Here is a 12272-nt window from a genome sequence, read left to right as displayed (position 1 = left end):
CCCAAAGCGCATCTGAAAACCGGATGACTGGCCGACCCAAATGGCGGATATCCTCGACCGACTGCGCACCGCTGTCGGCCAATAAGCTGCGCGAAGTTTCGACAACATCCGTGACCATTGCGGCAAAGACGCGGCGCAGGCCCTCGTGCCGGCGTCGCATCGGATCAAGTTCCGGGTACAGCTCGTCCACTTCGGCAAAAGCCGGACCAATCATGGGCAGATCACAAATGTCAGCCTCTGCAAACAGCCCGGCGCGGAGACCATCATGCAGATCATGGTTGTTGTAGGCGATATCGTCAGACAGAGCGGCAACCTGCGCTTCAGCACTCGCATGCGTGCCAAGTTCAAGGTCGTGATCCGCATCATACTCTGCTAACGCATATGGCAATTCACCGATGACTGGACCGTTATGTTTCGCAATGCCTTCAAGGGCTTCCCAGGTGAGGTTCAACCCATCAAAGTCGGCGTAGTGGCATTCCAGCTGCGTCACGATATTGATGGCTTGCGCATTGTGATCGAAGCCACCATAGGGGGCCATCAGCGACTGCAGTGCATCTTCGCCGGTATGGCCAAAGGGCGGATGACCCAGGTCGTGGGCCAGCGCCACAGCCTCGGTCAGACAATCATTCAGGCCAAGCGCACCTGCGATGGTGCGTGCAACCTGCGCCACCTCAATGGAATGGGTCAGACGTGTGCGGTAATAGTCGCCCTCGTGCTCAACAAAAACCTGCGTCTTGTGTTTGAGCCGACGAAAGGCCGAAGCATGAATGATCCTGTCCCGATCGCGCTGGAACGGCGAGCGGAATGACATCTCTTCCTCCGGCCAGCGCCGTCCCCGAGCGCGGGTGGGGTCAGAAGCATACGCGGCTGGCATGTCCGGTGATCCTTGTCGCCTGTTCCTGTCGGGCATATATTGCAGACGCAGAACGATGAAAACCGTCCGGAGCAGATGCGATGCAATTGCCACCCAAAGTCACCGAACGCGCTTTTGAGCGCTTGGCCGAGATCGGCGCCGCCGATCAGGGGCAAGCCCTGCGCGTCGCTGTCGAAGGTGGGGGATGTTCCGGCTTCCAATACGAGATTGCGCTGGACGACCCCAAGGATGACGACCTTGTTCTGGAGGGCGCGGGCCAAAAGGTCGTTGTGGACAGCATTAGCCTGCCCTTCCTTGCAAACGCCGTCATCGATTTTTCCGAAGAACTGATTGGCGCTCGTTTCGTTATTGAAAACCCCAACGCCACCAGTTCTTGCGGCTGTGGCACATCCTTCTCGATGTAGCGGTCAGGCGCGCGCGAACAGTTCGAAGAACGGCTCAAACTGGGTGGTCGACGCAATGGTCGTTTCCAGGACAAGCCCTGCATTATCGTCTAACAGATCAAAGACGTAGTCACACATTTGCCCCCAATCGCAGCTGCGCCTCTCGGACGCGGCAATCAGTGCGGCAGAAACCGCGCGTAGTGCGCTGGCGTGTTGGGCACTTGGCTGAAAGACAGCCCGCCCTTCGGGCATCGGACATCCCGTGCCCTCCAAGCCAAGAACCTGCACAGCCCAAGATGCCACAAGGTATTCGTGATAATCGTCTGTTGCTGTCCCGGATGGGTCTTCTACAACCCGGAAGCCGGACATGGACCTGCGCACCGCTTCAACCCAAATTGCACTAGGTGCTTTTCCAGCCTGCCGGAATGCAACACAGACCTCGGCCAGCAAGTCGATGTTCTGATCCAGATAGGCCAGAATCCCCACATATTCGAGGCTTTGCAGCGTCGCAGCATCTAAACATGGATCGCGGCGCCCGTATTCGGACAAGTAAAAAACGATATGCGTTAGCTCGTAAGCCGCTTTCTTGTTAGGCAATGCAAATGTTTCGGGCCGGGCAATGAACCCGCGCAGGCGGTCATCCAACCCGGGATCAGCGGCAGTGCAATTTAAATCCCGACGCGCCAACAAGCGCCGCGCCTCCGCCCGTTGCAAGTCACTCAGCTCAGCCTCCGGTAAGCGTTGACGGGCAACCCAATCACATAGGCCTTCCATCTGCGTGCCCGGCAATCCCAGATCTTCGAGGTCCAGGCCGATGGACAACAGAAAGCGATAGTATTGTGGAAAGAACTGCAGCCGTTCGGACAACCCCTTGTAAAAGTCCCCATGGGGTAACAACGCGTCCGCATCGATTTCCGTGCCAGTACATTCCAGAATACCAAGGAGTTCGGCATTCTCTTTCAGCCAGAACACATCATCCGGGTGTCTGCGGTGCGTTGCAAAAAGATCGATCAATCCACCTGCCCGTTCGGTCAGGAGTTGTCGGCGCGGCGGGACGTTGAGCTCAATGACATTTGACATGTTTGTGTACCCCTTTGTCTGTTGTCTTGTCGTCCCGCCCGCCCGCGGTCAGGATCCTGACGAGAACAGATTGGTCAGTTCACCCTGCATGACGGCACCTGTCTGCGCCGGTGCACTGCTGGTCGAGAACAGCTCAACACCGTCGCCAGCCACTGTTTCGCGCGCAACCGGTGCGCTGCTTGTTGAAAACATCTCGACTCCGTCACCGGCAATCACATCTCCTGCCGTCGGAGCGCTGCTGGTCGAGAACATATGAACGCCGTCGCCCATTAGAGTGTCCCGCGCCATTGGCGCACTGCTGGTCGAGAACATTTCAACCCCTTCCCCGGAATGCAGACCACTGATCGAAGTGGTGTCCAAAGCGACGTGTGTTTTGCGTTGAGCCGTCATAGCAGCTTCCCCTTTCATCTTTTGGTTGTGGTGGCCCAAGCGTTGCCCGTTAAAGGCGATTTGCAAAAGAAAAATTCTTGCTAGAAGCGAGTGGACGAAAGGTTATCCACATAAGGAAAAGCATAGAAGCGTTTGCACACCCCCGGCTTCAACCCAGAACATTTTTGGAACAAATTTTCTTATCCACAGCCCTGTTTTTGCTGTGATTTTTATGCATTACGTCCTGCAACATCCGCAGATTACGCCGAATCGATTAGTTAAGAAATAGTTAATTTACATGATCGGCGCCCAGTCCCATAGGGTCTTGCCCAAAGCAGTTGGATGCGCGACACCAAGACAGCAGTCGAAACGGGGGCCATCATGAAAATTGCAACCTTCAACATCAATGGCATCAAGGCCCGTATCGAGGCCCTTCCCAGGTGGTTGGATGCGGCAAATCCGGATGTTGTGCTGTTGCAGGAAATCAAGTCGGTTGACGAAAACTTCCCCCGGGAGCTGTTCGAGGATCGGGGCTACAACGTGGAAACACACGGCCAGAAGTCGTTCAACGGGGTGGCCATCCTGTCGAAACTGCCACTTGAGGACGTGACACGTGGCCTGCCCGGCGACGATGAGGACGAACAAGCCCGCTATATTGAGGCGACGGTCATGGGCGACACTCAGACCGTGCGCCTTTGTGGTCTCTACCTGCCCAATGGCAATCCGGTGCCGGGGCCGAAATATGACTACAAACTGGCGTGGATGGAACGGCTGCGCCAACGCGCGATTGCGCTACTGGCCGAAGAAGCACCCTTTCTGATGGCCGGTGACTACAACATCATTCCACAGGCCGAAGATGCAAAGCGACCGGATGCATGGCGCGAGGACGCGCTGTTTCGCCTCGAAAGCCGCACCGCCTTCCGGCGTTTGCTGAACCTGGGGCTAACCGAAGCCTTCCGCACACGCAGCCTTGGGCCCGGGCACTATTCGTTCTGGGACTATCAAGCTGGCGCATGGAACAAGGATGACGGTATTCGCATCGACCACTTCCTGCTCAGTCCCAACTGCGCAGACCTGATGACGGACTGCCAGATCGACAAGGCCGTACGGGGCGAAGAAAAGCCATCAGACCATGTTCCAGTATGGGTCGACCTGGCCGCCTGACATGGGGCAGACATCAGCTATCTACATAAGTAGCGCGCCTTTGGATTCCTCGGTGAAGACGCGAATGTAGTCCCCTGGTGAGGACCCCGCCCAATACACCCACAGCCGGGTGGGCAGGTTCTCATCGATCCAGACATAGTCGCCCTGCTCCAGCCCGCGCAGTTCGGTGCTCAGATAGGTCACGCCGGTATTGGCGAGGAAATCCGTTGCTGCCATCGTGTCTTGAAATGCGGCAATCCCAAGGATCGGCGCATCAAAATCAACATAGCCCGTGTGAATGCCAGACAGACTGTCAAAGAACACATAGTGACTGGCCACGACGGTGCCCGCCGGTATCCAGCCCTGTTCGCTGCCGATATCAACCCGAATGGGTTCAACCAGCGTGATGTTCTGATCTTCGTCAAAGCCGTACAGGTTGTCGTCATCGAACGTGTCTTCGCCAACGGCGAAAGGGGTTTCCGTATCAAGGAGTACGAACCGCCCGTCTCCGCTTTGCTGAATGATTTTGCCTTGCAAGATCTGCGCCGTCACTGGCTGGGTCGAGAGAAGGGCAACAAGACAGGCGATAAACTGGCGCATCTTCGAAACATGCCCCAGTTCATACGCAGGCGCATGGGGTATCAGTTCACGAGCACGTGAGGGCGTGACACCGTCGTCGCCCGGTCACGCCTCCAGTTCGGCATCCCAGTACAGGAAGTCCATCCAGCTTTCGTGCAAATGGTTCGGTGGAAACTTCCGGCCCATGTTTCGCAGCTCCTCCGCGCCCGGCTGACGGGGCGGTTTGCGCAGGGCCATACCGGTACGGTGCAACGGTTTGGAGCCTTTTCGCAGATTGCACGGGCTACAAGCCGCCACCACGTTCTGCCAACTGGTAACACCGCCGGATGCGCGTGGCACCACATGGTCAAACGTCAAATCGCCACGCGCACCGCAATACTGACACCTGAATTCGTCCCTCAGGAATAAATTAAAGCGCGTGAAGGCCACGCGCTTTTGAGGTTTCACATAGTCTTTCAGAACCACGACAGAGGGTATTCGGATCTCGGTACTCGGGGACCGAACGACCTCATCATACTCGGCCACGATGTCCACCCGATCAAGCCAGGCCGCCTTGATCGCCTCCTGCCAGGGCCACAGGGACAAAGGATAATAGCTGAGCGGCCTGTAGTCCGCATTCAGCACCAGCGCTGGGTGCTGTTTCAACGCAGACGGGCTGCGTGTGAATTCCGTTCTGAAATCGCCGTCCATGCGTGACTCCGTCCTCGCCCTGTCTGCCCGTTATGGCACCAGAGCGGGGATCCCGCCCCGGCTTTATGTGGTGACTATATCTTGTGGAAAGCGGGTTGCAAGTACCATGCGTACCACGAGATGTCGCAGCCGCAATAGAGCGGTTTGGTGACAGACATGTGACGTTTTTTGTGCACTCCAAGCGGTGTGTTGCGCTCACCGTCCCACAGCATCTTGCGGCGTGGACCAGCCTTCCGCACGGCATTGTTCCATCCCTTTGAACGGATCGCTCACCGCGTCGTCATTAGCGTCCACATCAACCGAGTAGATAAGGTCCCGCACCCCAACTGCGACGCAGAGGTCCGGATAGCGTCGCAACCCATGGGCATAAGCCAAAACGAGGCGCACGGGATGAATGTGCCCATCCTGATCATCCATCATGCGCAGCACGCTCCATTCCAGTGCCGTTTCCGCATCGGGACGCTGGTCGGCAAACATCCGGCGCAGCGAGTCGAGGAAGACGTGATCCCTGTCCGGCACAAACGTATCGCGCCGTTCAATCACCCAGATGTAGGCATCCACGTCAAGCATGGAGAGCGGCTCGGCCTGGGCATCAAAGACCCCTACTCCGGCATCCAGCTCAAATAGATCACGCTCCAGTGTGGGCAGCGCATCACCATCCACGAGAATCGTCAGAGGATCCCTAGGGACGCTGCCCGCATTGGATGACTGGGCCAGCGCAGGTATAGAAAACAATGCCGCAGCACAGGCCAAAGCGCTGCACAGAATGAAACGGTTCACAGACCAAGCTTGTCCCGCATAAAGGCCAATGCAACGCTCAGCCCATCTGGTGCGATCCCATGCGCCGTGCCCTTCATGACGTGGGCATAGACATCCTTCCACCCCGCACCTTGCAGGGCCTCGGCGGCCTGCGGCAAGGATTGCGGTGGCACCACATCATCCTGATCCCCGTGGATCAGCAAGACAGGTGGGCGGCTGACAACCTCGTCCGCCAGCACCTCGGGGTTCAGCAGCCGCCCAGAAAAGGCTACGATCCCCGCCACCGGATCTTCGCGACGCGGAGCCACATGCAGGGACATCATCGTGCCTTGGGAAAAGCCAAACAGGACAACCTGTTCCGGCAACACATCCTCATCCACCATCAGGGCATCAAGAAATGCGTTCAGGTCCTCGGCGGCGGCATTCAACCCCCGGTCAGCCTCTTCTTCCGACGATCCGTCGATCCATGGGATCGGAAACCACTGGTAACCACCGGGGTACCCTGGAATGGCCTCGGGCGCATCCGGTGCCACAAACAGCGTATCCGGCAGATGTTCACCCAAAGGTTCAGCGAGACCCAAAAGGTCCGCGCCGTTCGCACCGTAGCCATGCAGGAAGACAACGATCGACCGCAACTCACCCGATTGCGGCTCAACCCGCCCTGCCTGCAACACCCGTGTCATGTGATCCCCTCTCGCCCCTTTGCGACCCGGTAGTAGGTGAAGAACAGCCGGGCAGCAACCGCCCGCCACGGTGACCACTCTTCAGCCATTTGACGCAGCGCCTTTTCCTTGGGGCGGTCGGGCAGGTCAAAGATCAGGCGCGCCGCCTCCTGCAGGGCCAGATCGCCCGGGGCAAAAACATCCGCACGGCCTAGCGCGAACATGGCATAGATCTCGGCCGTCCAGACCCCGATGCCCTTCACCGCAGTGAGGGTTGCAATAACATCTGCGTCCGGCGCGTGGCGCAACGCGTCGTAGTCGATCCCGGCTTCAGCCAGGGCGAGAGCATAGGCAATCTTCTGGCGGCTCAGCCCCGCGGCGCGCAATCCGTCCTCGCCCGCAGCAATCACCGGCGCAGGCGCGACCAGCCCGCCCTCCTGCATCCGTGCCCAGATCGCGTTGGCCGATGCGGTACTCACCTGTTGGCCGATGATCGCGTTCAGCAGCGCGGCAAATCCGTCGGGCCGTCGCCGCAAAGGCAAAGGGCCCGCCACCTCAAGCGCATGCGCCAGAGCCGGATGTTGCGTGGCCAACCATGCAGCGCCTTCGGCCACATCCGCATCGCTTTCGATAATGCGTCCTGTCACAAGTGATCCGCCCAAGCCAACAGCGCGTCCGTGTCGCTCACAAGGGGCACGGACCCTGTTCCAGGCTGCGCAATCAGGACCACCGGCAATCCAAGCAACCGCGCGGCAGCAATCTTTGGAAACGCACTCTTTCCCCCGGTGTTTCGCGCCAACACAACGTCAATTTTCAGTTCTTTGAACAACGCTACCTCCTGCGCGGCATCAAAGGGACCATCGCCAAAAACATAGATACAGCCCTCCGGCGCAGGATCATCATGGCGGTGCAATTGGCGCAAGAACACCGGTCCGTCATGGTGGGCCAGCACCTCGGCACTGTCCCGACCGGACGCCGCAAAGACACGCGCGTCCGACGGCAAGGCTGCCACCGCCTGCGCCAGAGTGTCGACCTGCTGCCATTGATCCCCTGCACCCGGCGTCCAGGCGCCACGGCCAATGCGCACCCGTGGCGCTTCCGGCAACATGTTCGCGACTATCGCTCGCAGTGTTTCGTCAAAGGGATGGGTGGCATCTACAATTGCTTCGGCAGACTGCACGCCCGCCCGCAATGTCGCCGGACAAGGCAAATCATCCACCATGGGCACGCGCGACCAGTAGACCTGCACCTCGTGCCCCGCAGCCTGCAAGGCGCGCACCGCAGGTTCGGTCATGGCCGACCCACCCAGAACTAGGACCCGTTTCATGCCGCCACCCTAGCCCCATGTCACATGTGCGCAACCACCTGTGCTTAATCGCGCACTTGCCGCTGGGCGCGCCCGGGGATAGCCAGCAAACATGACCTACGTTGATGACAACCGCGCCAAGCGCAACGTGGCCGTACTGGTCGCGGCACAGGCTTTTCTTGGCAGTCAGATCACCATGATGTTCGTGGTGGCTGGCCTGGCTGGACAACAGCTGACCCCCTATGCCTGTCTGGCAACGCTGCCAATTTCGCTCATCGTATTTGGGTCGATGACAACAGCGCCATGGCTGTCGAACGTCATGCAACGATTTGGGCGCAGGACAGGGTTCATCGTGGGCGCACTCGGCGGGTTGGCCGGTGCCGCCATCGGGGTCTGGGCGCTGAGCGTTGGCAGCTTCTGGCTGTTTCTCGCAGGCAGCTACATGACTGGCATCTACATGTCAGCGCAGGGTTTTTATCGCTTTGCTGCCGCCGACACTGCCTCGGACGCGTTCCGGCCCAAGGCGATCTCCTATGTCATGGCGGGCGGCCTGCTGTCTGCGATCATCGGACCGCAGGTTGTGGGCTATGTCACAGCAGGCGCGGCGGATGCCACGGTCGCACGCTATATCCCTATCTATTGGGTCGCCATGGGCTTCAACCTCATGGGCATGGCCCTGTTCCTGTTCCTCGACATCCCCAAACCGGCACCGCCCTCGGCAACCGAAGGCGCGGGACGCTCCCGCAGAGAACTGCTGCGCGACCCTCGTATCGCGGTCGCTGTCATCTGCGCCGCCGTATCCTATGCGCTGATGAACCTCGTGATGACCTCCACACCGCTGGCCGTTGTGGGTTGCGGATTCACCGAACCGGACGCTGCAAACGTCGTCACAGTGCACGTCCTTGCCATGTTCGCTCCGTCCTTCTTCACGGGTCACCTGATCTCACGCTTTGGGGTCGAGCGGATCATGGGTCTTGGCCTTGCCATCCTCGGTGTGGCGGGTGTTGTCGCGCTTCAAGGTGTCGACCTCGCCAATTTCTACTGGGCGCTGTTCTTCCTCGGGCTGGGTTGGAATTTTGGGTTCATCGGGGCAACCACCATGCTGGCGGGTGCTCACTCCACACAGGAACGGGGGCGTATGCAGGGCATGAACGACCTGATTGTCTTTGGCGGTGTCACCCTCGCATCGCTGGCGTCAGGCGGTTTGATGAACTGCGCAGGCGGCGACCCGGTCGAAGGCTGGGCGGCCGTGAACATCGCCATGGTGCCTTTCCTTGTGCTGGCGGGCGGATCGCTCATCTGGCTCATGATGCGGAACCGCGCGATCGCAGTGTAAGGCGCATTCTGATGTGCCAACCGGCAGGCTACAGCATCACGCGGCCCGTCACAGCACTTAAACTCAACCGCCAAGGCCCCACGGTCGGCACGCGACCCTCAGCCACGAGCGCGGGATCACGCACGACTTGATCCAAGACGGATCGGACACCAATTGCAGGCCAAAGCGCAGCCCGTGCTGACGTGGGCAGTCGCGGAACCGTAAGGCGCATCCTGATGCGCCTCGCCAAAGTCGCAACGCCGTCATGTGTGCCATCAAGCAAAGGAATACGCCCTGCCTCTTCCAGCTTGGGAACCGCCCGCAAAAACGCGACAAGCCCAGCGGCCAAAGCAACAGATCGCACCGCGGCTTCCTGATCAGGCGGCGCGCCAAGGCACTCGGCCGCGGTCCACGTCAGATGACCAGCGGTCTGATCGAGGTAACGATCAAAATGCGTCTCATCTTCGAACGCGTCGCGGTACACATCCCAGCGCCGCGCCGCGACAGTTTCGTCCAACCGTCGTGCCATGCCCGCCGTCAGGAAATCCGCCAGAGGCGTCGTGACCTCATGCTTTCGCACCTGTCGTCCCTCTGCGATTTCCTCCAGCGCATCCCGCCACCATTGCAAACGCATCTCGGCAATCATCGCTTCTTGTGTGACCCAAGGCGCGCGCGACACCTCAACATTCAGGGCATAGAGGGGGAACAGCACCGCACGCGCCGACACCGGCGCCGCCATGACCGTCCGAAACCGATCAGGATCCCCCTGTTCGACAATCCGCGCGCACGGGATGACCTCCGCGGGCAGGCTCATTCCGGGGCCACGATCAGCAGAGCATAGGCAATCTCGTCCTTCGCAGCGTGCCACAGATCAATCTCGCGCTGGCATTCAGCCATTGCTTCCGTGACCGCTGAATCAGTGTTTATCGCGCGCAAATGATCAATCCGCGCCTGCATCGGATCATAATAGGCCAGCCAGGGCGCACCCACGATCATGCGATGGTCCAGCACCCGGTAACCAGCGGCAGATACACGCGCCTCTACCCCAGCAAGATCAGTGATCTGAGGATACTCTTCCCAGAACGCTGCCGCATCGGCAGACATCGCCCCCAACGCCACCGGTTCAGAAAAGGCGACATGTCCACCAGGCTTCAATGCGTCACGCCACAGGGTCAGACCCTCGGTCACACCCAGAAAATACAGCGCGCCAGCACACCAGATCAGATCATAGGCCCCGCCCGGCTCCGCCATGCTGCCAAGCTCTACACGTACCCGATCCCCAAACGCTGAAAGGCGCGCCTTGGCATGGGCGACAAATGGCTCTGTCGTATCAACAGCCCTGATCCGCGCCTCGGGCAAAGCTTGCGCCAAGGTGACAGTATCGCCCCCTGTCGCGCAGCCCGCATCAAACACGTCTACCGCTCCGGAGAGGCCAATACGGTCCAAGGCCCAATGCACATCCCCCGGCGCCCCTGGCCCCTCGCGCGGCAAGCCCTTGTGGACCTCTAGAAAAGCGGACCACTGCGCGGGCGTCATTCCGCACCATCCTGCACCAGCTTCCAACGGATCGCATCCAACAGCGCCTCGAAAGACGCGTCCACTATGTTGGCGGACACGCCCACGGTGGACCAGCGCCGCCCCTGCCCGTCTTCGCTGTCGATGATGACACGGGTCACAGCCTCGGTCCCGCCCTGGGTGATCCGCACCTTGAAGTCAACCAGACGTATATCCTCGACATTCTTCTGATACCGGCCCAAATCCTTCGCCAGCGCCTTGGCGAGGGCGTTAACCGGGCCACGGTCGGTGCCCAAATCATCCATCGACTCGGACACAGAAAGCATCTTCTTGCCATCGACCTTCACCACGACAACCGCTTCGGACAAGGACACCATCTGGTCCCGCTTGTTCTTGCGGCGCTCAATGGTCACGCGGTAGCGCTTGACCTCAAAAAACTCCGGTAACAGGCCCAACTCGTCCCGCGCCAACAACTCGAACGACGCCTGCGCTGTGTCATAGGAATACCCAGCATCCTCACGCGCCTTGATCCGATCCAGAATGCGCGACAAGGCGGGGTCCTTTGCAGGCACCTCCAGCCCCATCTCGGCCAGACGCTTGCGCAGGTTCGACTGCCCCGCCTGGTTCGACATCGGAATGATGCGCGCATTGCCCACCGTGTCCGGCACGATGTGCTCGTAAGTAGTCGGGTCCTTCAGGATGGCCGACGCGTGCAGCCCAGCCTTGTGCGCAAAGGCAGACGCCCCGACAAAGGCTGCCTGCTTCTGCGGCACCCGGTTCAGAATGTCGTCAAGCATCCGGCTTGTCCGCGTCAGTCCCGCCAGTGCGTCCATCGACACACCCGTCTCGAACTGGCTGGCATAGGGCTCCTTCAACAGCAAGATCGGGAGGATCGACGTCAGGTTCGCATTCCCACACCGCTCGCCCAGCCCATTGAGCGTGCCTTGGACTTGCCGCGCACCCGCATCGACAGCGGCCAAGGACCCGGCCACCGCATTCTCGGTATCATTGTGGGTGTGAATGCCCAAACGCTCTCCATCAATGCCCGAGGCGATCACCGCCTTGGTGATGGCATGGATGTCATGCGGCAACGTCCCACCATTGGTGTCACAAAGCGCAATCCACCGCGCGCCCGCATCATAGGCGGCATGGATCGCCTCAAGCGCGTAGTCCGGATTACTCTTGTAGCCATCAAAGAAGTGTTCGGCGTCAAAGATCGCCTCGCGCCCATTGGCGACCAAATGGGCAAAGGTCTGCGCGATGTTGTCCGTATTCTCGGCGAGAGAAATGCCAAGGGCCTTTTCCACATGAAAATCATGGGTCTTGCCAACCAGACAGACGGACTGCGTCCCCGCGTTCATGACGGCAGCGAGGACATCATCGTTCTCGGCACTGATCCCTGCCCGCTTGGTCATGCCAAAGGCGGTAAACGTTGCGCGGGTCTTGGGTGCGTCTTCGAAAAACGCGCTGTCGGTCGGGTTGGCGCCCGGCCATCCCCCTTCGATGTAATCGATGCCAAGAATGTCCAGCGCTTGCGCAATCTGGTGCTTTTCAGGGGTCGAGAACTGCACGCCTTGGGTCTGCTGCCCATCGCGCA

The 12272-nt window shown here is 59.7% G+C and carries 15 protein-coding genes; 3 read left to right on the top strand and 12 right to left on the bottom strand.

The window, feature by feature from the left end:
- Window positions 1-874: dGTP triphosphohydrolase (gene dgt / locus AC6RA8_RS17360; protein ID WP_500354334.1), on the bottom strand; the 874-nt coding region annotated here is incomplete at its 3' end.
- 80 nt (window positions 875-954) lie between these two features.
- On the opposite strand from dgt, the gene AC6RA8_RS17355 reads away from it, so the two are divergent.
- Window positions 955-1278 carry a HesB/IscA family protein gene (locus AC6RA8_RS17355; RefSeq protein WP_189370509.1) on the top strand — a complete coding sequence of 108 codons (324 nt, stop codon included), beginning with the start codon at window positions 955-957 and terminating at the stop codon, window positions 1276-1278.
- A 3-nt stretch (window positions 1279-1281) separates the two neighbouring features.
- Here AC6RA8_RS17355 and AC6RA8_RS17350 read toward each other — a convergent pair whose 3' ends face one another.
- Both AC6RA8_RS17350 and AC6RA8_RS17345 read right to left on the bottom strand, forming a co-directional pair.
- Window positions 1282-2337: a DUF6902 family protein gene (locus AC6RA8_RS17350; RefSeq protein WP_500354332.1), complete on the bottom strand. Its 1056-nt coding sequence runs from the start codon at window positions 2335-2337 to the stop codon at window positions 1282-1284.
- 48 nt (window positions 2338-2385) lie between these two features.
- Window positions 2386-2727 (bottom strand): hypothetical protein, encoded by a 342-nt coding sequence (locus AC6RA8_RS17345; protein WP_500354331.1) that lies wholly within the window; start codon window positions 2725-2727, stop codon window positions 2386-2388.
- Between the two features lie 360 nt (window positions 2728-3087).
- Here AC6RA8_RS17345 and xth point away from each other — a divergent pair, with 360 nt between their 5' ends.
- On the top strand, window positions 3088-3870 hold the full coding sequence (gene xth / locus AC6RA8_RS17340; RefSeq protein WP_500354336.1) for an exodeoxyribonuclease III: 783 nt from the start codon (window positions 3088-3090) through the stop codon (window positions 3868-3870).
- Window positions 3871-3891: 21 nt separating this feature from the next.
- Here xth and AC6RA8_RS17335 read toward each other — a convergent pair whose 3' ends face one another.
- The 6 genes from AC6RA8_RS17335 to AC6RA8_RS17310 all read right to left on the bottom strand — a co-directional run bounded on the left by AC6RA8_RS17335 (window position 3892) and on the right by AC6RA8_RS17310 (window position 7866).
- Window positions 3892-4449 carry a hypothetical protein gene (locus AC6RA8_RS17335; protein WP_500354330.1) on the bottom strand — a complete coding sequence of 186 codons (558 nt, stop codon included), beginning with the start codon at window positions 4447-4449 and terminating at the stop codon, window positions 3892-3894.
- 84 nt (window positions 4450-4533) lie between these two features.
- Entirely contained in the window at window positions 4534-5118 is a 585-nt protein-coding gene (locus AC6RA8_RS17330) for an HNH endonuclease (protein WP_500354329.1), read from the bottom strand.
- A 195-nt stretch (window positions 5119-5313) separates the two neighbouring features.
- Window positions 5314-5898: a hypothetical protein gene (locus AC6RA8_RS17325; RefSeq protein ID WP_500354328.1), complete on the bottom strand. Its 585-nt coding sequence runs from the start codon at window positions 5896-5898 to the stop codon at window positions 5314-5316.
- Window positions 5895-6560, bottom strand: a complete 666-nt coding sequence (locus AC6RA8_RS17320; protein ID WP_500354327.1) for an alpha/beta hydrolase — start codon at window positions 6558-6560, stop codon at window positions 5895-5897. The genes AC6RA8_RS17325 and AC6RA8_RS17320 overlap by 4 nt, the downstream gene beginning before the upstream one ends.
- A complete protein-coding gene (locus tag AC6RA8_RS17315; protein WP_500354326.1) occupies window positions 6557-7186 on the bottom strand; it encodes a DNA-3-methyladenine glycosylase family protein in 630 nt (209 codons plus the stop codon). Before AC6RA8_RS17315 ends, AC6RA8_RS17320 begins: the two co-directional genes overlap by 4 nt.
- Window positions 7183-7866, bottom strand: a complete 684-nt coding sequence (locus AC6RA8_RS17310) for a precorrin-6A/cobalt-precorrin-6A reductase (protein ID WP_500354325.1) — start codon at window positions 7864-7866, stop codon at window positions 7183-7185. Before AC6RA8_RS17310 ends, AC6RA8_RS17315 begins: the two co-directional genes overlap by 4 nt.
- Before the next feature lie 91 nt (window positions 7867-7957).
- On the opposite strand from AC6RA8_RS17310, the gene AC6RA8_RS17305 reads away from it, so the two are divergent.
- The gene (locus tag AC6RA8_RS17305; protein ID WP_500354324.1) at window positions 7958-9181 is read left to right on the top strand and encodes an MFS transporter; all 1224 of its coding nucleotides are present in this window, start codon (window positions 7958-7960) and stop codon (window positions 9179-9181) included.
- Between the two features lie 28 nt (window positions 9182-9209).
- Here AC6RA8_RS17305 and AC6RA8_RS17300 read toward each other — a convergent pair whose 3' ends face one another.
- From AC6RA8_RS17300 to cimA, 3 genes are all read right to left on the bottom strand, one after another.
- On the bottom strand, window positions 9210-9974 hold the full coding sequence (locus tag AC6RA8_RS17300) for a squalene/phytoene synthase family protein (RefSeq protein ID WP_500354323.1): 765 nt from the start codon (window positions 9972-9974) through the stop codon (window positions 9210-9212).
- Complete coding sequence (locus AC6RA8_RS17295) at window positions 9971-10696, bottom strand: class I SAM-dependent methyltransferase (RefSeq protein ID WP_500354322.1); 726 nt, start codon at window positions 10694-10696, stop codon at window positions 9971-9973. Before AC6RA8_RS17295 ends, AC6RA8_RS17300 begins: the two co-directional genes overlap by 4 nt.
- A partial coding sequence (gene cimA / locus AC6RA8_RS17290; RefSeq protein WP_500354321.1) for a citramalate synthase occupies window positions 10693-12272 on the bottom strand: 1580 nt, incomplete at its 5' end. The genes AC6RA8_RS17295 and cimA, both read right to left, overlap by 4 nt.

It is taken from the genome of Tateyamaria sp., assembly GCF_059783535.1.
Note: the sequence above shows the minus strand (reverse complement) of the source record. Positions and strands in the feature narration are given on the sequence as shown.

Excerpts from the sequence above, each read along its gene's own strand:
- AC6RA8_RS17300 (WP_500354323.1), bottom strand. The coding sequence starts at position 9,974 with ATGAGCCTGCCCGCGGAGGTCATCCCGTGCGCGCGGATTGTCGAACAG.
- AC6RA8_RS17320 (WP_500354327.1), bottom strand. The coding sequence starts at position 6,560 with ATGACACGGGTGTTGCAGGCAGGGCGGGTTGAGCCGCAATCGGGTGAG.
- AC6RA8_RS17295 (WP_500354322.1), bottom strand. The coding sequence starts at position 10,696 with ATGACGCCCGCGCAGTGGTCCGCTTTTCTAGAGGTCCACAAGGGCTTG.
- xth (WP_500354336.1), top strand. The coding sequence starts at position 3,088 with ATGAAAATTGCAACCTTCAACATCAATGGCATCAAGGCCCGTATCGAG.
- AC6RA8_RS17345 (WP_500354331.1), bottom strand. The coding sequence starts at position 2,727 with ATGACGGCTCAACGCAAAACACACGTCGCTTTGGACACCACTTCGATC.
- AC6RA8_RS17335 (WP_500354330.1), bottom strand. The coding sequence starts at position 4,449 with ATGCGCCAGTTTATCGCCTGTCTTGTTGCCCTTCTCTCGACCCAGCCA.
- AC6RA8_RS17355 (WP_189370509.1), top strand. The coding sequence starts at position 955 with ATGCAATTGCCACCCAAAGTCACCGAACGCGCTTTTGAGCGCTTGGCC.
- AC6RA8_RS17305 (WP_500354324.1), top strand. The coding sequence starts at position 7,958 with ATGACCTACGTTGATGACAACCGCGCCAAGCGCAACGTGGCCGTACTG.
- AC6RA8_RS17310 (WP_500354325.1), bottom strand. The coding sequence starts at position 7,866 with ATGAAACGGGTCCTAGTTCTGGGTGGGTCGGCCATGACCGAACCTGCG.
- AC6RA8_RS17350 (WP_500354332.1), bottom strand. The coding sequence starts at position 2,337 with ATGTCAAATGTCATTGAGCTCAACGTCCCGCCGCGCCGACAACTCCTG.
- AC6RA8_RS17330 (WP_500354329.1), bottom strand. The coding sequence starts at position 5,118 with ATGGACGGCGATTTCAGAACGGAATTCACACGCAGCCCGTCTGCGTTG.